The following is a 21,180-nucleotide window of genomic DNA, read 5'->3' as shown; positions in this document are numbered from 1 at the left end:
TCAAACAGGTTTATTTTTTAGCAGTCGATGTCAGGGCAAAGGTAAAATCGTTGTCTTGCTCTGCACTGATGGACTTGGTCAGTTTGCTCTTCTTATTGTATTGAGAGGGAACTGTAATCTTCTCAATTTTTTTGATGCCCACGGCCTGCATACGTTCAAATGCTTCCTCGTCATCCTCGGGAAAGCCGCCGTCATCTGTTGAGATGATTTCAATGCGGTTGGTGCCTATCACGGGACCGAAATCGACTGGGACATTGAAAATCCCCTCGCGAATTGGGGCTGAAGCCTGGGGACCTTCGTTTTCACCATCCGGAATAAAGCGGATGACACCTTTGGAGAGTGGATCGCCATCCAGGGTTACGATCCCCCGCACCGCAGCACGGGGGTATTCGTCAGAAGATCCACAGCCTGTCAAAGCAGGCAGAAGCAGGCAGAAACATAAGGTGAGTGATACCTGTTTAGAATTCACCGATCACCTCCCCACCGTTTCGGGTTGCCAGGGCATCCAGCAGGTCGGCGTCAATATTTTCAGAGATGAAGTGTACCGAGCCATCGGCAAAGACGAACTGTACGCCGCCTACATGGTCGCTGCGAAATGATTTTCTCCAGTTACTGTCAAAGACAGAGTCGTTAGCAACATCGTGAGGATTAAAGTCTGCAGCCGTGAAGCAGACGGTTGATCCCGGGTAAGGATTAGCCCAGTAAGTAAATCCGTAACGAGACTGACCATTACAACTGGAACTGGCACTGGTGAATTTATAGTCCGGCAGGTTGTAAGCGGTTTCTCCGATTAACAGTGTCGTTGAGGTACCATCGGTGATGTCCCGGAATCGAATTTTACCGGCAGTGCTGCCTGTGTATACGATGGCACCATTCTGTGCTGGAACCGGATCGCCAACGTGGCTCCAGTAAATATTGTAGTCTTCTGTACCTCCACAGACCGCATAGTGTCCGGGAGCACGGCCGTTATCATCTGAACAACTGGGGACAGCGCGACGCATCGGCGATGTGGGGCACATATAAAACGGTAGCTTCTGAGAGGTGACCGTCACATTGTATGGGTCTGAGTTATTCAGATCAAAATTGTAAAGGTTATATGCGTTCGACTGATCGATAAAGGGGAGGATTGAAACAAAGAGACTACCTCCACTTGTGATGGAGCTGGAATTACCACAGTTAGCATTGGGGAGAGTAGTATAGACGTCGGCATAGTTGTGAACAGCCAGGCCGATCTGTTTGAGGTTGTTTTTGCACTGGGTGCGGCGAGCCGCTTCGCGGGCCTGTTGGACGGCGGGGAGCAGAAGGGCGATCAGAATTGCGATGATGGCGATTACGACCAGCAACTCGATGAGGGTGAATGCACGACGCCGTTGGGAGTGAGTGGGGGTGAGTAACATGGTTTCTCCAGAAGGTTGTAGTACCAGATTGATGAATTTGAACCGATGGATGATCGATTCAACGCCCGAAGGATCTGGCTGGCTGGCTACGCATGGAGAAGCGTCATGTTCGCTGGCTGGCTGATTGAAATTGAAACTCAATCTCAATACAGGGATGATATAATTGGATCCCCTGCTCTGCAAGTTTTTAGACAACAAAATCAGTGAAAATTAATAAAATTACATGGGGTATCTTAAGTCTCATTATATAAGTCACTTAAGTTGGTTTTGCTGTAGTCGAGAGGTCCAGAAATGGTCTGGTCAGATGCTCTCAGAGCAAGTACGGAGAGAGTGGTAGAGTGTCAGTCTTGAGATTCATTCTCAAAATCTGCGATCGATTCCAGGAACGGAGCCCCGAAATCATCGCACTTTTTCTGACCCACGCCCCAGACTTCAAGGAATTGTGCCGTGTTTGACGGTTTATGGCGGGCCAGTTCCCGCAGCGTGGCGTCGCCGAATACCATGTAGGGTTGAATTCCTTTTTCACCAGCGATCTGCTTCCGCAGTTCACGGAGCACTTCGAACAGCCCTTTATCGACCCCCTTCCAGTTCAGGTTGTCGAACTTGTCGCGGGAACGCTGTGACTTTTCAGCCTGACCGTCCTGTGTGGTCCGCATGAGCTGTGGAGTTGCTTCCCCTTTGAGGAGTTGCCAGCCGGTCTTTGTGATTCGCAACTGCTGGTATTCTGCCGTCTTGGTCAGGAATCCCTGGGACATCAGCTGGTTGAGCCAGCTGCGGATTGTCGCCAGGCTTTCCCCTTTCAACAGACCGTAGGTACTCAACTGGTCGTGTCCGTTATTGAGTACTTTTTTGTCTTTGGAACCCTTCAAGACTGCTGCGGTATAGGATGCTCCAAAATTCTGATCCTGACGATAGATCGAGGAGAGGATTTTCTGACCTATCACCTGGGCATCGTCGACCTGCTTGAATTCCCCCCGGCAGAGATCGCAGGCCGTTTCGCAGTCCTCTTCCAGATCCTGACCAAAGTGCCGCATCAGGTAGCGGTGTCGACAGTCGAACGCGTGACAGTAGTTCTGCATCGCCTGCAGTGATTCAAAGGCGCTTGCTTTGGATTCGTCAGGCTGATCTTCGAGGATCCGCTGCCAGATCATCGCATCCTGCTCGGAATAGAGCAGAACGCACTCGGCTTCAAGACCGTCCCGCCCTGCCCGACCGCTTTCCTGCTGGTAATTTTCCAGTGACTTGGGCAGGCCTGCATGAATTACATAGCGGACGTTAGGCTTGTCGATGCCCATGCCGAACGCGATGGTGGCAACGATCACATCGATCTGATCCTGAATGAAGGCTTCCTGGTTGGCTGCACGTTCTGCATCGGGCAAGCCTGCGTGATAGGGGCGCGTTTCGTAGCCGGCGTCGTTGAGCGACTCACTCAGCGATTCCACATCGGCCCGGGAGATACAGTAAATCACCCCCGGTTCATCCGGGTGGCGATCGATGACCTCACAGACCTGTGAGAAGCGATTGCTCCGGCGGGCGACGGTGTAACTCAGATTGGGACGATCGAACGAGCCGATGAGCAGTTCCGGATCCTGCAGTCCGAGCTGACTGGCAATATCGTTGCGAACCAGTTCCGTCGCGGTGGCGGTGTAAGCGTGAATGCCGCACTGCGGAAATATGCGTTTCAGTTCCTGGAGTTCCCGGTAATGAGGGCGAAAGTCGTGTCCCCACATACTCACGCAGTGTGCTTCATCGATGACGATATAAGCCAGCTTGATTTCGGCGAGCATACTGAGCATACCCTCGAGCATGAGCCGTTCGGGGGCGACATACAGCAGTTTGATCTTGCCTGCCCGTAGATCGCGAAAGACCTGCCGGGCTTCTTCCTGGTCGAGGGAGCTGTTGAGACAGGCGGCGGAGATGCCACAGACGCGGAGCGTATCGACCTGGTCTTTCATCAGGGAAATCAGCGGGCTGACAACAACCGCGGTTCCTTCCATACAGAGCGCAGGAGCCTGGTAGCAGAGTGATTTCCCACCCCCGGTCGGCAGTACGACCAGCGAGTCGCGACCTTCCAGCACCGAGGTCATCGCAGACTGCTGCAGGGGGCGAAATTCGGAATATCCCCAGTATTCGTGTAAGACATCCAGTAACGCGTCGTCCATCCCTGTTTCAGCCATGATTGGTTCCGTTATTAGTAGAGCAAAATTGCCTGTGCAGGCAGATCCCTATCGTAACGGCTGAAGCTCAAAAGCTAAAGGATGTAACGTCGCTGGAACGTCAATTCTTCTAGAGCACTTCGTGCAGTGGTTCGTAGTCGTCGACCAGGTATTGTGGACGTCCGGCGAGGTCGGGGATGGTGGTGCCGTGGAAATCGATGCCCAAGTGGCGGTAGAGCGTGGCAAAGACTTCTCCGAAGTGAATCGGCCGGTCTGCTACCTGGGCTCCCAGACGATCAGTGGCGCCGATGACCTGACCGGTTTTGAATCCGCCGCCGGCAAGCAGGCCAGCTCCAACAGCCGGCCAGTGATCGCGGCCGCCGTCTTTGTTGATCTTGGGAGTTCGCCCGAATTCGCCCCAGGCGACCACGGCGACGTCGTCGGCCATGCCCCGCTCGTGCAGGTCTTCGATGAGTGTGGCCAGACCCTGGTCAAATTGTGGCAGGTGAGTGTCTTTCAGGCCGCCAAAGTTATTGCTGTGGAAGTCCCAGCGACCGAAGTTCAGAGTCACGATTCTAGCACCAGCTTCCACCAGACGGCGGGCCATCAGGAAGTGTTCCAGATTACGCGGTGCGCCATCGCCGAAGTTTTTAGGATCCCCTTTTCCGTAGCGTTCCCGCACGGCAGGATCTTCCTGGGAAAGATCGAGGGCGTTGACCAGTCGATTGGAAGTCAGGATGTTGAACACCTGCTGGTTCATGTCATCCATACCCTGCATCGAGCCGCTGGCATCGGCATCGCGTTTGAATTGATCGAAGGTGGCCAGCAGCTGCTTGCGATCGTTCAGTCGCGCTTCATCAATGCCATTCAGGACCATGTTCTTCCGCGAGGGGCCTGAAGGCCGGAAAGCGGAATGACTCACGCCGAGGAATCCGGGAAGCCCCGGAGAGCCGTAAGGGGGATGCCCCGTATCGGGGGCGAGCCCTACGAAGGGAGGCACCGCCGGATCAGCGGATCCCTGAATTTTGGAGACGACCGAACCGATAGACGGCCATCCGCCCGCCGGCTGGTTCCGAGTCGTACGACCGGTGTAACAGATGAATGAATCGTGAGCGCCATTGGGCGAACCATAGACCGAACGCAGGGGAATGATCTTCTCGGCGATATTACCTAGACGTGGCAGATGCTCACAGATCTGGAAGCCGGGAACGCGGGTATCGATGGGACGGAATTCGCCGCGGATTTCCGCGGGAGCGTCCATCTTCAGGTCGTACATATCCTGATGCGAAGGCGCGCCGCACATGTAGATCATGATGACGGCTTTATGTCGTTTACTGCTGCCTGCTGCGGACTCTGCCTGGAGAAGTTGAGGCAGACTGATGCCACCCAGTCCCAATGCACCGATTTTCAGGATTTCCCGACGGGAAATTCGATCACAGAGCTTCTTTTCCGGTCCCCAGATAGACAGCATGAAAAATCCTTTCTCAAGGAAGGGCAGGAGTTTAGTGAGGTTATCGGGCATTGCGCCTGGCAGGAGTGATATCAATGATCAAAAAAGATTGATATATAGAATTGTAGCACTTCGGGGGGCGGAATTCCAAGCCCAAACTTCAAAACTCGGCTTTCAGATCAGGAAAAATCAGCTGTGATTCCAGACCTGATAAACTGATCAAAGTCTGGCAATCCGGAGAAATTTTTATTATTTCAGAAGGAATTCGTGTCACGGGGAACTACTTTTTCCGTGATCGTGATTTCCACAATATTTCTCTGCAGAATCCCCTGCTCTGACAACTGTTTCCGGGCCTGATGTGGATTGTGATCGTCCGGATTGACCACAGGCTCTCACTAAAATACAGGTCAATTACATTTTTAGAAATTCGCGGAATAGTGTTCATAACACCAAAAAAGATTTGAATTTTGAAATATGAGTGAGAAAATAAGTGAAAGTACTTAATTCGAAATACGTTTGAAATCGAGGGAAGAGCCAGCGTTTGCTTACTGCATGAGATTCTGATCGCTTTAGTTCGGGAGATCAAAGGTGAATCCAATCAACTCTGAGTACAAGACCAAGCAAGCTTCCTCAAGTGAGTCGAGTGATTCTGAAAGTCCAGTAGAACTGGCTTCTCAACAGACTCCGTTGTTTCAACCCCCTCCCCCTACCAGCGGTGACTCTTCAAAACTGGACCGCTGGCTGATGCGGACCATGCTGGAAAAAGCCGGGAATCCGGAAGTCGAAGTGGTCTTGTGGGACGGGAGTGTCATCACCACAGCCACAGCTCCTGTTTCGGTTCGCGCGCATATTCGCAATCGCAGCACCTTGTATAAGCTGCTGTTCGATCCCAGTCTGTATTTCGGAGATGGCTATTCACTGGGAACCATTGAGGTCGAGGGGGGGCTGGTCGAATTTAATGAGGCGATTGACCAGGGCACTCACAAAGTCGATACGCAGGGATTCTACCGGGACCGATTTCGCACAAGTCTGAGCTGGTTGAAACGGAACACCATCGATGCCGCCCGGCACAACATTCACCATCACTACGATATCGGCAATGACTTCTATCAGCTCTGGCTCGACGAACAGTTGGCCTATACCTGTGCCTATTTTCCTGACCCCGACGATACACTCGAAGCGGCCCAGATCGCCAAAATGGATCATGTCTGCCGTAAAGTCGGTTTAAAGCCGGGAGACTCGGTTGTGGAAGCCGGCTGTGGCTGGGGCGCGCTGGCGATTCACATGGCGAAACATTATGGCGTGAATGTGCGCGCCTTTAATATTTCCCGAGAGCAACTTGCGTATGCCCGCGAACGTGCCAGACGCGAAGGGCTTGAAAAGCAGGTTGAATTCGTCGAAGACGACTGGCGGAATATAACTGGTTCTTATGACTCATTCGTTTCGGTCGGCATGCTGGAGCACGTCGGCTTGAAGAATTATGAAGAACTGGGACGCGTGATTGCCCGCTGTCAGCGTCCCCACGGACGGGGTCTGATTCATTCGATCGGCTGTAATTCGCCTCGGGTGCTCGACAGCTGGACGACCAAACGCATCTTCCCCGGTGCCCACGTTCCCAGCTTGAGCGAATTCATGCGGATCTTTGAGCCACAGAAGTTTTCCGTACTCGATGTCGAAAACATCCGGCTGCATTATGCCCGCACGCTGGAGCACTGGCTGGAACGCTATGAGCAGAACATCGATCAGGTCCGCGATATGTTCGATGAAACCTTTATTCGTACCTGGCGACTTTATCTGTCGGCTTCGGTCGCTGCGTTCCGCGCTGGTTCGCTGCAGCTGTTTCAGGTGGTCTTTACGAATGGAGCCAATAACGAAATACCCTGGACCCGGGCCGGCCTGTATCAGGATCGGGAGTCTGGTTCAGTAGAAGGATAGACCAGTGTCAGAGACAGACAGCTGCGATGTACTGATTGTGGGCGGAGGTCCGGGCGGTTCATCCTGTGCCTGGGGGCTTCGCGAGTCGGGACTGGATATACTGATTCTCGACAAAGCGACATTTCCCCGAGACAAAGTCTGTGCCGGCTGGATCACCCCGGCCGTGGCGGAGCTGCTGGAACTCGATCTCAAGGATTATTCACACGGGCATGTCCTGCAGCCAATCTGTCGCTTTCGTACGGGTCTGATTGGCGGAAGCACGCTGCATACTGAATATCCCGAAACGGTCAGCTATGGGATTCGTCGTTGCGAATTCGATCACTACCTGCTGCAGCGCTGCGGAGCACGGACCCGGCTGGGTGAGTCCTTTCAGTCACTCGAACGAACAGCGGACGGTTGGCTGGTGAACGGGAATCTTTCTGCGAAAATGGTGGTCGGTGCCGGAGGACATTTCTGTCCGGTGGCCCGTGAGATCAACGACAAACATGCGGGCGATCATTCCGTGGTCCTGGCCCAGGAGACCGAAGTTCAACTCACTCCCGAACAACAGCAGCGGTGCCGCGTTCAGCCCGATACCCCAGAGCTTTATTTCTGTCGCGATTTCAAAGGCTATGCCTGGTGTTTTCTGAAGGATGGTTATCTGAATGTGGGCATCGGTCGTGAAGGAGAGAAGCAACTCTCCACGGCCCGGGATGAGTTCACGGAGTACCTGGATCGGGAACAACGCGTTCCCCGGGACATCCTCGGGAAATTCAAGGGGCACGCTTATCGCCTGTATGGTCTCCAGAAACGCACGATCATCGTCGATGCCCTGCTGCTGATCGGAGATGCCGCCGGTCTGGCGTCACCACAGAGTGGCGAGGGAATTCGTCCGGCCATTGAATCGGGGCTGATGGCGGCGGATGTGCTGCAGAACTGTCAGCCGAATTTTGAGAAAGGGCAGCTGCAGGTCTATCAGGACCGACTGCTGGAACGGTTCGGTCCCTGGCCGGATGAGCCCGCGCACAGCATGCTGCCTGATGTCTTCCGTCAGTTCCTGGGACGACAATTAATGGCGACCCAGTGGTTTACCCGCAAGGTGCTGCTGGATCGCTGGTTCCTGCAGCAGCATCTTCCCCCACTGGTCCGCAGTTGAGACAGCGATTTAACTCAGTTGGGACCATTCAAGTTCGATGCCCTGCCCGGTCAGCTTTTGCTGGAAGTCTGCCAGTTGTTGAGGCGTGTTTCTGATTTGACGTGGTGTCGAATGGCTTGACAGTGCGTGGGCACACAGGGCGCCTGCTGCTTCGCCAATCGACCATTCCACGGGATGCAGACGATAGCAGCCGTTAGAGATATGCGTCGTTCCAATATTTTTGCAACCCGGGATCAGGTTTTCGACACGTTCCGGAATCAACGCGCCCAGTGGGACCTGGAATGGCACGCTTCCCATGTCGATGTAGTTGTCGCCTCCCGTACTGGGGTGCAGGTCGAGATGGTAGTAACCGATGCCAACCGAGTCGGCAAAGGGTTTGGCCAGCAGCGGCTTTTGGTCCTTGCCCTGCACTTTGAGACGTTCGTCGTAGGTCAGGTCCTGCTCCTTAATGGTCAGCTCCGCTTTGATGCGGCGGGACTCGCGAATGTAGGGATACTTCGCCAGACCGTCTTCTGTTCCCACTATATCTTTCCGCAGACGCAGGCCCGGCCAGCCTTCTCCGCCATCCGGACGGGGAGCGGCGGTCTGCAGCCAATAGAGGAGTGACAGGCTGAGTTGTCTGGCGGCGTGGAGCTGTTTCTCCCGCTCTGCCGCAGTAACGTCGGTAATGTTTCCCAGCATATAGTCATTCTGTGGCCAGTTGACGACGGTGATGTCGCTGGCATACGAACCGGGAGTGAAGTTGCTGCGATCGATCATCCGGCGGTAGAGCCAGAGATTGAGTGATTTCGTGCGGGGTGCAGGGCTCTCTTTTCCAGAGGGGACAAACGAGAGGGCTTTGGGTTTGAGCGTACGTGGGTGAGAGTAATCGAGTGAAAGAATCTTGCCGGACCAGGCGGGTGTGAGGGGTGGCACATGGTCTTTCCAGAAATCATACATCATAGGACGATCGATGGTATGATCTTCCCCTTCTCGATGATCGATGGCGAAGCAGTGCGTGAGAGCCTGGATGTTCTGTGGATTGGCTGTTTCCGGGGCATGCGGTTCGCCGGTTTGAGCCTGCGATTCTGCGCCCAGTACGTATTCGGTTTTCGTCAGCGGGAGCAGGTCCCCTTCCTCGCTGGCATCGACAAAGTAAGTGCCGTGGAGTGTGACGGGGTGACCACTGCCTGCGATCTGACAGTCAACGCTTTCAATGCGGTCGCCTGTGCAGGTTGCCGACACCGGTTGAGTGTTGACGAGCAGTGTGAGCTGACCGCTGCTGATCAGTGGTGCCAGCATGGATTGCAGGGCTGCGACGCCGACCCGGGGTTCATGGCAGATCCGGGAGACCGAACCATTGCCCGGATTCAGGTTCTCCAGCTGGCGGGCTTTTTTCGTCAGCGGGTAGTGCTGTTTATAATAGTCGCGGATCAGAGCCCGGAGCTGGGCGTAGCTCTGTGTGCGTCCAAAGGACTCAATCCACTTATGCTCATCGGGGGGGACCGCCTGCTGGGAAATCTGCCCGCCGATCCAGTCGGTGGGTTCTGTCAGAATCACCGACGCGCCGTTGCGGCAAGCTGCGAGGGCGGCAGCACAGCCTCCCAGACCAGCGCCGATCACGACAACATCTGCTTTCAGTTCGCGTGGCATTGCGGCAGCGGCACTACGGGACTGCATGGCCTGCAGAAAACCAAGACTGAAGATACCGGAACCGTAAAAGCCACACTGTTGCAGGAAACGTCGTCGATGCATGAGAATGATTTCAGAAAACGGGTGAGATTGTCGGGGATGATTGATTAAGATAAGCGAATCACCGGTCGCACAGATGATGCGAGCTGATTTACTTTATCTTGTTTAGTATATCGGAAGCGAGACCGAACGAAAGTGTAGTTGTCTGGTGAATGAATAATCGTGACAAGAAAAAATGGGAGAGACTTTGATGCGGAACATCGCGTGCCTGATGCTCATCGCCTGGTGTTGTGCTCCCCGGTTATCGCTGGCGAGTGACTGTTTCCAGATTCGTGTGATCGATGCCGGTACGAAACGGGGCATCCCACTGGTCGAGTTGAAGACCGTCAATGAGATTCAGTATGTGACCGACAGCAATGGAATCGCTGCGGTAAATGAACCGGGACTGGTGAATCAGGAAGTCTATTTTTTCATTCGCAGTCATGGTTATGAATACCCCGCAGATGGTTTCGGGTACCGGGGTAAGAAGCTGAAAGTGACATCGGGCGGGAACGCAGTTCTGGAACTGAAACGCATCAACGTGGCGGAACGGCTTTATCGCATCACGGGGGGCGGAATCTATCGGGACAGCCTGCTGACGGGGGAACCGGTGCCTTTGAAACATCCGGTACTCAACGCGCAGGTGCTGGGATCGGACAGTGTGCAGAACACGTTATTTCAGGGGCGGGTCTACTGGTTCTGGGGAGATACGAACCGCACCAGTTATCCGCTGGGGAACTTTCAGGTTCCCGGGGCCGTCTCGGAACTGCCCGGCCAGGGAGGCCTGCCGATCGAGCGGGGAATCAACCTGGAGTATTTCGTCGATGCGAGTGGCTTTGCCAGCCAGACCTGCCCAATGCCGGGAGCGGGGCCGACGTGGATCGATGCGCTGGTGACCTTGAAGGATGAATCGGGGCGGGAGCGTCTGTTTGCGAAATATGTGAAGGTGAAGGCTCCACTGACGGTCTATGAACGGGGGCTGGTCGAATTCAATTCAGAAACGAACCAGTTTGAAAAGCGGAAGACGTTCGATTTCGATGCACCGCTCTACCCGGTTGGTCATCCGGTCCGGTATGAAATGGAGGGGCGTGATTATCTGCTGTTCGGACTGGAGATTCCCCTGATCCGTGTACCTGCAACTATGGATGCCCTGGGAGAACTCAGTGAATATGAAACCTATTCTTATTTCCAGCCCGGGGCTAAGAAAGGTCTCTGGACCGTAGACCGCGATGACCAGGGACATGTGAAGTATGCCTGGCGGAAAGGAGTTCCCCCGTTGAGTTATGAACTGGAGCAGATGCTGATCGCTGAGCAGCAACTGCGACCGGAGGAGGCATTTTTCCAGTTTCGTGATCTGAAGACAAAGCAACGTGTGCAGCTGCATAACAGTTCGGTAGCCTGGAACGCCTATCGCGGCAAGTGGACGATGATTGCTTCGCAAAAGAACGGGACTTCGATGCTGGGTGAGATCTGGTATTCGGAAGCTGACAGTCCTTTGGGGCCCTGGAAGTGGGGCCACAAGATCGTGACACACGACAGATACAGCTTTTACAATCCTAAGCAGCATCCCCTGTTTGCCCGGGAAAACGGACGGCTGATTTATTTTGAGGGGACTTATACAACGCTCTTCTCGGGGAATAAAGTTAAAACGCCGCGTTACGATTACAATCAGATCATGTACCGCCTGGATCTGTCCGATCCACGAATCGCTGCTGAACAGTTCACGCAATAAAAAAACACAGAGCCATGTCCGTTCAGGGGCTGACTCTGTGTTTTGATTTCGGTCAAACAGTCGCGAGCCGCTTACGAATCATCGCCTGTGAGTTTATCGATCAGGAAGTCATTCGTGTTTTTGTATTTCTCTGATTGCGAAACGCCAGGAATCAAGAGATGACATTCCATGCCCGCCTTGTCGGCTTTCTCTTTCATTTTGACACCGTAGACCGGGTGATGGATTCCGTGGCCGGCGTTTTCTGAAGGGAGTTTCATATTGTTGCCGTACGTCATCAGCAGTGGTGGATCGTCGGCGGTCACGTGGTTGTAGGGAGAGAATTCCTTGTACAGGGCTGCGTGCTTTTCGTAGTTGTCCATGACTTCCTGCATGCTATTGCCGCCCACTGATTTGTAAATCATGGCATGCTTGAGGACATTCGGACCGAGCCAGGGTTCGATGACCTTGGGGTCGATGGAAGTCTGACCGCCGCCGACGGCTGCTGCGGTGACCCGCGTTGATTCACGCAGGACCGGGTCTTTCGCTTTGGGGTCGGCCATGTCGTCATGGCAGAGCAGCCACATGGATGTGCAGGCGCCGGCGCTGCCCCCTGTCAGAGCGATTTTATTTTTGTTGATGTTCCACTCTTTGGCCTTGTGTCGCAGGAACTGAATCGCACGCGCCGCATCATGTACGGGAGCAGGCAGCGGTGCTTCCCCCGTCAGACGGTAATTCACTGCTGCGTAGGAAATGCCTTTGTCGAGAAATGTTTTGATGTTGCCGGGCAGACGGGCTTTGTCGCCACCAATCCAGCCACCCCCGTGGATGTAAACCAGCAGCGGACGGGGCCCTTCCCCCTTGGCTTCCCAGAAGTCGAGCTTGTCCATTTTGTAGGGACCATAGGAAACATCAGCGTAGGTCGGTTTCGGCTGATCTGCTGCCAGGGCTGTTGATGTCATCAGTGCCAAAGCCGCAGCGAGCGAGAGTAACAGGCGTTGCATAGGACGAGATCCTTGATGTCGGGTGAAAATTACCAGGAGATGTTTAAAAGAAAACGAATTCCTTTCTGATCATCTTGCGCAGTTTTGGGATGGGAATCAAGAATCTAATGCGAGGAGTTCCTTTCAATCGCCGGACGGGCTATGATGCTGGAGTGTGAAGAATGAGCTGCTCTGGAGAAAACAACCGTTGAAAAGGGAGAGTGTTTTGATGAAACAATGGTTTCTAAGTGGATTGGTGTTGTTGAGTCTGTTGAGTACATCTCTGCTGCAGGCCGGCGATGAGGCGCCACAGGTTTCTCCCGCTCGCGCCCAGCAACTCTGGCAGCAGATCGCTCCCTTTTTTGAACCCGGTTCGGAATTCAAAGGTGACCTGGGGGATTTGAAAACACCGCTGAAATTCTACGATGGCAGTCCGGTGAAAACCAAAGCGGACTGGCAGAAGCGTCGTCAGGAAATTCTCAAGACCTGGCACACAATGATGGGTGAATGGCCGCCCGTGAATGAACATCCCGATGTGAAAACACTGAAGCAAGAGCAGAAGGAAGGTTATACGCAGTACACGGTCCAGTTCGACATTGCTCCCGGGCACCCGAATACCGGTTACCTGTTGATTCCCCATGGTGCGAAGCCGGATCACAGTCGTCCGGCTGTACTGGTGGTCTATTATGAACCGGAGACCGGTGTCGGCCTGAAAGGCGAAAATCGGGACTTTGCGCGGGCCCTGGCTAAACGGGGTTTCGTGACATTTTCTGTCGGCCATGACTATTCACTCTACTATCCCAATCGCGAGAAAGCGGAGATCCAGCCGCTGTCTGCTTTGGCCTACGGAGCGGCGAATGCCTTTCATGTGCTGGCGAACCGGAGCGAAGTCGATCCCGAACGGATTGGAGTCATGGGGCACTCGTATGGCGGCAAGTGGTCGATGTTCGCTTCCTGCCTGTACGATAAATTCGCCTGTGCTGCCTGGTCGGATGGCGGGATTGTCTTCAATGAAAAGCGTCCCAGCGTGAATTACTGGGAACCCTGGTACCTGGGTTATGAAGGGCCTGATTTCCGCAAACGGGGGCTGCCGACCAAAGAGAATCCACGAACCGGTCTGTATAAACGGCTCGTCAAAGAAGGCCACGATCTGCATGAATTGCATGCGTTGATGGCCCCACGTCCATTCCTGGTGTCAGGCGGTTCGGAAGATCCCCCCAGTCAGTGGCGGGCACTGAATCACACGATCGCCGTGAATGATTTCCTGGGATATAAGAACCGGGTCGCGATGACCAATCGTGAAAAACATTCACCGAACCCGGAATCCAATGAGCAGATCTATCGCTTCTTCGAATACTGGCTGCTGCAGGATCAACTGGATCAGCAGAAGTGATCTGAATGCATCTGGCGAAAGTCAACCGAGACGGTCGAGCGTTATTTCAGATCGAATTCCAGATCTGATGTGCCCCCTTTCGGAACGGTTGCCTTGAAAGGCGAGGTGCCGAAATCGCTGAATTTGTGGGGCAGCTGATTGATAGCACCGACGTCTGCAGGGAATTCGCTTTCGGGAACCTGGGAACCATCGGGCATCACGAAATGTTCGAACAGCACGCGGTAGTTTCCGGGAGGCACACCGTCGCGGCCGTCCTGGTAGCAGAGCATGAACTGGCCTGACTCATCGGTGGTGCCACGTCCCCCCTGCCCGCTTGTCTGGCCATCAGGAAAGAAAACCACAGAGACACCCGGCACCGCTTTGCCTTTAATCGTTACGGTTCCCCAGGTGGGAAAGGTTTTTAATTCATCACGCTTGGTCTCTGAACTGCCACAGGCAGTCAGGCACACTAACGACAGGATACAAAAAAATCTTACAGCCATGGGACTCGTTTCGAATGAAGTTTCTAGAGAAGGATCAATCGGCGACAACTGTGCCGCCGATTGATCAATGGAACTGTCAGTCAGGGATTAGAATTCGCCAAGTACTTTTCCATCGGCGATGTACGAGAGATAGACACGGGTGGTCGCGTCAATGTTTTCGCTGATGAAGCGAACGGCTCCATCGCCGAGCAGAACATGACATCCACCCGTATGAAAACTACCCGAATAGCCCCAGGACGCGAGATTACCTACGGGACCGCTGGAGTACCAGGTGTTGATGTTCGCTCCCGCGAAGTTGGTGCCGTTGCCGACCCATTTCGCAAAGCCCCAGGCGGTTCCCTCTCCGTTGGCAACCAGACGTGTGGTCTCGACGACTGCGACAGTGTTACTCATGCCGTCTGAGACATCACGGAATTTGGCACATCCGTTGAAACCGAACATCGGGCGACTGGAGATACCAAGTTCTCCCCAGTTGGTACAGGTCGAATACTGGCTGTTGGTGCTGAAGTCATAGTTGGTAAACACACCCAGCAGGGTTGAGTTACCGGGGGAAATTGAATAGTGGGTGCTGGAGGTCGTTCCATAGGCTTCGGGGGTCGCGTCAGAGGGACAGAGAAAGACCGGTACTTTAGTGGAGACCACAATGTCGTTGTCATTTCCAGAGGCCCCCGGTGCGACAATCGTGCCGCCTGAAGGATTGTATGACCCTGAGGCATAACTTGAGTTGAAAGTATTGTACAAGGCGCTTTGTTCCAGGTAGGGCAATAGTAACAACCAGCCGCGGTGATTCAGGGTGACTTTACCGCCAGTGCTGGCTGAACCGGCACTACAGGAACCAGAGTGAGAAACAGAGTAAGGCAGCACACCAAACGTTTCGTTGTAGTTATGCAGTGCCAGTCCCAGTTGTTTGAGATTGTTCTTACAGGTTGAGCGTCGTGCTGCTTCACGTGCCTGTTGAACAGCGGGCAACAGGAGCGCAATCAGGATAGCGATGATGGCAATCACCACCAGCAGTTCGATCAGCGTAAATCCTTTACGGCGTGGTTTGGGACAGGACACAGAAGACTCCTTGCGAAAGAATGATGACGACAGATGAGAGAACAGTTGTACGATCTCTGCCAGTCATGAGAGACCAGCGTGACCGAATTGAGAATGTTCAGTCATTAGAAAAAGATAATAAATCTTTCTAAGCAAGCAGCGTGCCAATCAGTGTGAGCTGTGTCTCAGGCTGGCCGTTTTTTTGTGCATAATCAGATTAAAATAGAACTTTTGAGTTTTCTTGAGTGAATCTGTAATGCTGTCCGAAGTAGAATGAAACGGTGGAATCAAGACTCTGCTCAGGCTGATAATGCTTGATTATTGGGCAGCGCTACTCCATCGTATCCCGTTTCAGCGTGGGATCTGCCTGCTTTGAACAGTACTGTAAATTATTAAACCCCGGCACTTTGTTATTAACCCAGACGAGGTTCTCACCATGTCGACCACTACTCCACCCGTCATCAAAAACTTCAAAATGACTGGAATCATTCTCTGTGTGCTTGGAGTGATTTCTCTGATCACACCCGCTGTAGCTGGGACAGCGGTCGTGCTGGTGATTGGATCCCTGCTGCTGTTTGGAGGGTTTCTGTACCTGTTTCAGACATCACAGGCCGGTGACACTTCTGGCAAAATGATGCACATCATCCTGGGGATTTTGATGATCCTCGGCGGCTTTGGTATCATCAGTCATCCCCTGTTCGGGTTGTCGTTCCTGACATTGATGATGGCGATGTTCTTCCTGTTTGAAGGGACGTGGAAGGTTCTGATGTCCTTCAGTCTCAAACCTGCTGCTGGTTGGGGACAGGTACTGTTCAGCGGAATTATCTCGCTGTTGCTGGGGGGACTGATCTGGGCTGAGTGGCCTCTCTCCGGACTTTGGGCCGTAGGGACCCTGCTCGGCGTCGACCTGCTGATGACCGGATTTTTCCTGATCAACGTGGGAAGTCTGCCGGGAATGCCTAGGCAGGATCCATCAGCAACTCCCCAGGATACAGAAACTCCGCAGCAATAAGCTGCGTGTAGTCTACTGCTTTGGCACTGGTGGCAGTGCCGGGGCGGCGGGAGTGACAGGCTTCAGAACTTTCACGTTGGCCTTGGCTTCTGTGGATTCATCCGGTGTCTTGTAGCTTTTGCTGCCCAGCTGTGCGGTGCGATTGGGATCCATCCGGTTCCGGTAAATGACCAGTCCATCGATGGCATGATACAACGCGGAATAGTTTACCTTTTCCCCTTTGTTATCGATGATATCGTTGGCCAGCAGAGAAACTGCTTTGCGAACCCATTCTTCGTTGAGGCGATCATCGGGCAGCGCCATCATCAGGAATTCGAGCGTATGCCCTGTGGTTTCCAGACGCTCCTGGAAGTTCTCGCAGGCGCTTTTCTGGAAGAAGTAATCGTAAGAAAAGGAACCGTCTAGGTTCTGCATCGCCTTGGCTTCTTCAATGTAACGCTGCAGTTTCTGATCCGCTTCCAGCCAGTAGCTCGACAGACGATGACCTGCATTCCGGTAGGTATTGCGGGCATAAGCGAGTGCAAATAAAGCGTGTGTACCGCCACAGGGGGAGTCGTTGGTGATCGTGTTGTTCTGCATGTAGACCAGGTCTGACATGTGCCACTCTTCACCTTTTTTGTCGTACCAGACGGCGTCCGGTCCGAGGTAATGGACCAGAGCCCAGAGAGACCAGGTGATTTCTTCGTTTTCCTGGATCTCCTTCTTGGCATTTTCAACCATGTCTGCCACGGTGATGGGGCCATCGGGAGTCTGAACCTGATGATCTAAGGGGATGTCAGCCATCGCCATGATCGCCAGTGACTGATTCTTATGACCTTCGAAGGCGTTCTCTTTTGTGTAAGGATGGGGACGTCCGCCGAACTCGGTTTTCTGGAACCAGGGTTCGCCGTCGTAGGTGACTCCGGAAGAGAGCCATTCCAGGGCATTGACGGTCTGGCCGTCTTTCTTGATCTTATAGTCTTTGCGAAAAGCCAGAATGCCGTGGAAGATTTCCCAGGGAGAATGCTTTTCCGACTCGAGATACTTCTGCTGCGAGACCTCGATGGCCTGCTCTACTTTTTTCAGCAGTTCTTCGGGGGATTCGAGCTCTCTGCTGCTGGCAACTTCGGTTTCTGTTTCACTGCTGGAATCTGCGGATTCCGAAGGGGATGACTGATTGCAGCCCGTTGTGAAACAGAGACCGGCGAACAGAAGTGCAAACAAAGACAGACGTAACGAAACATTCATGATCGGGGAAATTCCAGGGATATTAACGTATTTCAGGGATAATCGCAGGCAGGAGCCGCTGCAGGAGCTGAGCTCACCGGCGGCTGTCTGTTTGAATGTACCACGTAAAATGGCGGAAGTAAATCATATAAGTTGTCTAAAATCGCTATATTTTCAGTCGGATGACACCGAAGCGGTTGCTGTTATCAGTGTTACGTAAGGATTGCAGGACTCAGGGACCAGTTTCGGGCGTCACATGAGCTGAGAACTGTTACAACCGCACTGCTCCCCCGCATTTCAGCCGAGCGGTACAGTGAGCACAGCTGGCGTGTTCACCAGAAACGTCAGGATAAAACTGCTGAGCACGACTGGTGCCTGCGGACAAATGCATAGATCACTGCTGATGCTTACGACCGACGTGACATTCTGTTTCCCTCCCCCGTTCTGCGGGAAAGTCGGATTCTGACGCTGGTACGAGGACGATACGCAGAAGGAACTGTAACGGTTTCTCCAGCGAAGCCGACTCTCGGATACAGGCTCAGATACACAGACTTTGAAAATCAAACATTGTTTTTTTGACATGGGGGAAGGATGAACTGCTTTAAAACCTTTCTGGCTGTGGGAGTCACGTTGTCTGCGAGTCTCTTCTCTGCGGCAGACGCACAGGCCGGTGTTTACGAGTGCTTTAACGAAGACGATTTACTGGACTGCGTCCCCTGTGTCGAGGACTGCTGGACCGACCGTGTTTCGTTCTATATTTCCGCCAATAACTATGCTTCGGTCAATCACATGGAGAGTGGTGGGTTCAACAGCTTCTCCTACCTGGCGAACAGCGGGTCAGATAATAACGTCGCCTATGACTTTGGTCTGGCCCTGGGTACCCGCATTCCTATCGGCTGCAAGCGCAAGGCGCTGCGTTTCGAAGTCGAAGGCGCCTTTCGCGATCTGGGAGGGCTGACGACGACCAGCTTTCAACTCGAAGGTCCGATTCAGAACTATGTGGTTGACTACGATGATCGTTGGAGTGTGATGACCAACTGCTGGCTCGATTTTCCGCTGAAAAACAACAAGACGATTTACATCGGTGGCGGAATTGGTGTCAATGGCGGTCGTGTGAGTGTCGACGATACCCTGGTGAGTGGGGATGCCCGCTTCAATCGCTTTGCCTGGCAGATCGGGGGCGGCGTGGCCTGGGATGTCAGTCAGCGAGTGACACTGGACCTGGGGTATCGCTACATGGATTACGGTTCAACCATGGTCGACTTGCATGCGAATTTCGATCCTACGATTTCGGCTGGCAATTACAGCGCCGACCTGACCTCACACCAGGTCATGCTGGGGATCCGGTTTAACTCGCTGGGTAACCTGATTGGTCGCCGGTAAGCTGCCAGGGATGGTCAGAGTGTGGCGTCGTTGATCAAGGTGAGTACATTCAGCAACCGGGCCGCATCCGATTGCTGTATCTCATCTGGATTGAAGCCATAGCTGTCCATCCACCATTTTAATGACTGTCGGTTGAAGAGCTGGAGTGCCGAACAGTGAATGCGCAGGTTGTCTGATTCATCGAACAGCAGATAACCGGACTCGTCATTCAGTCGGCAGCTCAGGCGTTCGACCGGAGCCTGCTGTGTATCGGACAGCGACAGGCTCTGACAGCAGGTGCAGACAAGATATTGTGGCTCTGCGTCGTGTGATTGTAATCGGAGCACAGCGATGGTATGTGAGAGTGTGTATGTTAAGAATCGCACCTCCCCCTGCTCCAGTAGAACTCGTGTTTCCTGCGGGGCACATTTGATCCAGCCGCTTTCAGCATCGGGAGTAGAAGTCATATCGCCAGGACCAGCAGAATGAGCAGCGCGACGGCATTACCGATGATGAGCGTCCAGTAACCGAACTTTCTGAGGCTGGTGGTATACTCGGCGTCCTGTACTGCTGACTGGTACTGTGCGTTCAGCGCTTCGTTTTCTGCGATGATTGCGCGGGCGGCAGCCTGTTGATCCTGCAGCACCATGACTTCGACGCCCCCCGGTGCTTCGGCCCGGAATTGTGCGGTGAGGCCGCCGGTCTGTGTGGCGGTAATGCCCTGCTCTGCGAGTAGATCGATCAGCAAGGCGGCTTCGAGTTCGGTGGAGACTGTCGCGACGGTGGTCAGTGCTGTTTCGTTGTGAGCCATGGTGGCTGTTCCTGTTTATCGTTCTGCTGATCGGGGTGAACCAGTGGCGGAGGCGGACTGTCTGGTTACCAGAACTTAATCCTGCTGTATTGATCGTAAGCTCTTTGATTTATTGACGAGTTCTTCAATGAGCGGTAATACCATTTCGTGCAGTGGATTCAACTCACATTTCATTCGGGAATGGGGATCGACCATCACGAAATAATCCATGAGAGGCGCTTCAGGATGGGGTTCGTAGCCCACGACGATGGTGATTCTGTCGGGACCTTGGGCGTATTCCAGAATCTCGGACCAGCCTGTCGAGTTAGTGGAATCGTACTCTTCTTTCGTATGGCTGACTAATTCAAGTCCACTGCACCTTTGTTGGACCTGCTGTAGTACCGACATCGCAGTGGGGTGATCGAGTTCATAAAGGCAAAGCGCTGCTGTCATGGAGCTTTCCTGGTGTGGATTATTATTGTGTGTCGCCGTTTGAATTTTTCTGTAGTATACATATTTATGGTTGCGGGTTCAATCTGTTTCTCTGGTGTAGTGCAGTCTGGTAACGGTCTGACGACGTGGGGAGATCAACTTTTATTGCCTCTTTGGCTGAATGAAATCCTGGATTGAGAGGAGCCCTTCACTGGTATCGCTATCATGACATTTATCAAGCTCAGAAAGTCAGTTCGTCCGGTGTTAGCTGAAGTGGTGCTGGCGCCGTTCAATTTGGTCTTCACTGGTTTGATGGTCGCGTGGATCGTCCGGTACCTGCTACTCATCGGGCTGTGTGCGATGTTCTTCAGTATGTGGATGGCGGGACAGTCGTTCGCGGGGGTGTTGCCTGACCTGGAGACGTGCGTTGTTTTATTACTGGTCATGGGCTTGATCTGGCTGGCGGCAATCCCGCTGGGGATCAGCGATTATTTCCAGGATGGGGGTTACGAGACGGTCTGGCGGCCGACGCCGGGTTGTCGGGAGGCCGTCGAGTCGTATGTAGAAAAACTGATCGCGGGTGAGATCACAGACTTTTATGCCCTGCTCTCTCCCGCGCTACAGGCAGAACTGCCGGAACAGGAACTGGTGACGATCATTGACCACATCACGCAGGCATGCGGCCCGTTTGCTGCGTTGGAGGGGGGTGAGGAACTGGAAATCATGGCAGAGGGGCGTCTTAATCCCGATGGTCCTCCGGACAGCGACTGTCTGCTGCAGCTTCAGCTGAGACATGCAAACGGCACAGAGACGTGCGGCTTGTTTTATCTGAATTCGCGGGAAGCATTTCGCATCGAACAGTTTTACCTGTGATTTGGGAACAGCTAGTGTTGCTTCTTGAAAGATCAGGGGGTGATGCTTCCTTGCCTCTGTTTCTCTGGCGGCTTAGAATCGAAGTCTCTCGATCGATTCCCCGAACTCAGCCATAATA

At 53.5% G+C, this 21,180-nt stretch carries 19 protein-coding genes; 7 read left to right on the top strand and 12 right to left on the bottom strand.

The genetic code is table 11. The features are described 5' to 3' along the window. Positions 1-10: 10 nt before the first annotated feature. The 4 genes from F1728_RS01630 to F1728_RS01615 all read right to left on the bottom strand — a co-directional run bounded on the left by F1728_RS01630 (position 11) and on the right by F1728_RS01615 (position 5,024). Entirely contained in the window at positions 11-469 is a 459-nt protein-coding gene (locus tag F1728_RS01630) for a hypothetical protein (RefSeq protein ID WP_155362624.1), read from the bottom strand. After that, on the bottom strand, positions 459-1,397 hold the full coding sequence (locus tag F1728_RS01625; protein ID WP_155362623.1) for a DUF1559 domain-containing protein: 939 nt from the start codon (positions 1,395-1,397) through the stop codon (positions 459-461). The genes F1728_RS01630 and F1728_RS01625 overlap by 11 nt, the downstream gene beginning before the upstream one ends. Before the next feature lie 341 nt (positions 1,398-1,738). Continuing rightward, positions 1,739-3,574, bottom strand: coding sequence for a DNA helicase RecQ (gene recQ / locus F1728_RS01620; protein ID WP_155362622.1), 1,836 nt, complete (start codon positions 3,572-3,574; stop codon positions 1,739-1,741). Between the two features lie 109 nt (positions 3,575-3,683). Next, a complete protein-coding gene (locus F1728_RS01615; RefSeq protein ID WP_155362621.1) occupies positions 3,684-5,024 on the bottom strand; it encodes a DUF1501 domain-containing protein in 1,341 nt (446 codons plus the stop codon). A gap of 567 nt (positions 5,025-5,591) precedes the next feature. Here F1728_RS01615 and F1728_RS01610 point away from each other — a divergent pair. Continuing rightward, on the top strand, positions 5,592-6,938 hold the full coding sequence (locus F1728_RS01610; RefSeq protein WP_228030457.1) for an SAM-dependent methyltransferase: 1,347 nt from the start codon (positions 5,592-5,594) through the stop codon (positions 6,936-6,938). A gap of 4 nt (positions 6,939-6,942) precedes the next feature. Continuing rightward, positions 6,943-8,073, top strand: a complete 1,131-nt coding sequence (locus tag F1728_RS01605; protein WP_155362620.1) for an NAD(P)/FAD-dependent oxidoreductase — start codon at positions 6,943-6,945, stop codon at positions 8,071-8,073. Between the two features lie 9 nt (positions 8,074-8,082). Here the strand turns inward: F1728_RS01605 and F1728_RS01600 are convergent, their stop codons facing one another. Beyond that, entirely contained in the window at positions 8,083-9,807 is a 1,725-nt protein-coding gene (locus F1728_RS01600) for an FAD-dependent oxidoreductase (RefSeq protein WP_194242635.1), read from the bottom strand. A 187-nt stretch (positions 9,808-9,994) separates the two neighbouring features. Between F1728_RS01600 and F1728_RS01595 the strand changes: the two genes are divergently transcribed. Next, entirely contained in the window at positions 9,995-11,515 is a 1,521-nt protein-coding gene (locus F1728_RS01595) for a hypothetical protein (RefSeq protein ID WP_155362618.1), read from the top strand. Positions 11,516-11,586: 71 nt separating this feature from the next. On the opposite strand, the gene F1728_RS01590 is transcribed toward F1728_RS01595, so the two are convergent. Then, a complete protein-coding gene (locus F1728_RS01590) occupies positions 11,587-12,495 on the bottom strand; it encodes an alpha/beta hydrolase (protein WP_155362617.1) in 909 nt (302 codons plus the stop codon). Positions 12,496-12,703: 208 nt separating this feature from the next. On the opposite strand from F1728_RS01590, the gene F1728_RS01585 reads away from it, so the two are divergent. Continuing rightward, on the top strand, positions 12,704-13,867 hold the full coding sequence (locus F1728_RS01585; protein ID WP_155362616.1) for a prolyl oligopeptidase family serine peptidase: 1,164 nt from the start codon (positions 12,704-12,706) through the stop codon (positions 13,865-13,867). Positions 13,868-13,908: 41 nt separating this feature from the next. On the opposite strand, the gene F1728_RS01580 is transcribed toward F1728_RS01585, so the two are convergent. Both F1728_RS01580 and F1728_RS01575 read right to left on the bottom strand, forming a co-directional pair. Continuing rightward, a complete protein-coding gene (locus F1728_RS01580; protein WP_155362615.1) occupies positions 13,909-14,349 on the bottom strand; it encodes a carboxypeptidase-like regulatory domain-containing protein in 441 nt (146 codons plus the stop codon). 87 nt (positions 14,350-14,436) lie between these two features. Continuing rightward, positions 14,437-15,408 (bottom strand): DUF1559 domain-containing protein, encoded by a 972-nt coding sequence (locus F1728_RS01575; RefSeq protein ID WP_155362614.1) that lies wholly within the window; start codon positions 15,406-15,408, stop codon positions 14,437-14,439. Positions 15,409-15,823: 415 nt separating this feature from the next. Here F1728_RS01575 and F1728_RS01570 point away from each other — a divergent pair, with 415 nt between their 5' ends. Then, on the top strand, positions 15,824-16,399 hold the full coding sequence (locus F1728_RS01570; protein WP_155362613.1) for an HdeD family acid-resistance protein: 576 nt from the start codon (positions 15,824-15,826) through the stop codon (positions 16,397-16,399). Positions 16,400-16,411: 12 nt separating this feature from the next. Here the strand turns inward: F1728_RS01570 and F1728_RS01565 are convergent, their stop codons facing one another. After that, positions 16,412-17,626, bottom strand: a complete 1,215-nt coding sequence (locus tag F1728_RS01565) for a hypothetical protein (RefSeq protein WP_155362612.1) — start codon at positions 17,624-17,626, stop codon at positions 16,412-16,414. Between the two features lie 570 nt (positions 17,627-18,196). Between F1728_RS01565 and F1728_RS01560 the strand changes: the two genes are divergently transcribed. Further along, positions 18,197-18,988: an outer membrane protein gene (locus tag F1728_RS01560; RefSeq protein WP_155362611.1), complete on the top strand. Its 792-nt coding sequence runs from the start codon at positions 18,197-18,199 to the stop codon at positions 18,986-18,988. 14 nt (positions 18,989-19,002) lie between these two features. Here F1728_RS01560 and F1728_RS01555 read toward each other — a convergent pair whose 3' ends face one another. From F1728_RS01555 to F1728_RS01545, 3 genes are all read right to left on the bottom strand, one after another. After that, on the bottom strand, positions 19,003-19,434 hold the full coding sequence (locus F1728_RS01555; RefSeq protein ID WP_155362610.1) for a hypothetical protein: 432 nt from the start codon (positions 19,432-19,434) through the stop codon (positions 19,003-19,005). Continuing rightward, entirely contained in the window at positions 19,431-19,778 is a 348-nt protein-coding gene (locus F1728_RS01550) for a DUF2007 domain-containing protein (RefSeq protein ID WP_155362609.1), read from the bottom strand. The genes F1728_RS01555 and F1728_RS01550 overlap by 4 nt, the downstream gene beginning before the upstream one ends. Before the next feature lie 75 nt (positions 19,779-19,853). Continuing rightward, complete coding sequence (locus tag F1728_RS01545; RefSeq protein ID WP_155362608.1) at positions 19,854-20,210, bottom strand: hypothetical protein; 357 nt, start codon at positions 20,208-20,210, stop codon at positions 19,854-19,856. A 204-nt stretch (positions 20,211-20,414) separates the two neighbouring features. On the opposite strand from F1728_RS01545, the gene F1728_RS01540 reads away from it, so the two are divergent. Further along, positions 20,415-21,062, top strand: coding sequence for a hypothetical protein (locus F1728_RS01540; protein ID WP_155362607.1), 648 nt, complete (start codon positions 20,415-20,417; stop codon positions 21,060-21,062). The last annotated feature ends 118 nt before the right edge of the window (positions 21,063-21,180 follow it).

The organism is Gimesia benthica (assembly GCF_009720525.1).
GTDB classification, from domain to species: Bacteria; Planctomycetota; Planctomycetia; order Planctomycetales; family Planctomycetaceae; genus Gimesia; species Gimesia benthica.
The sequence above is the reverse complement of the archived record's forward strand: the minus strand, read 5'-3'. Positions and strand labels throughout refer to the sequence as shown.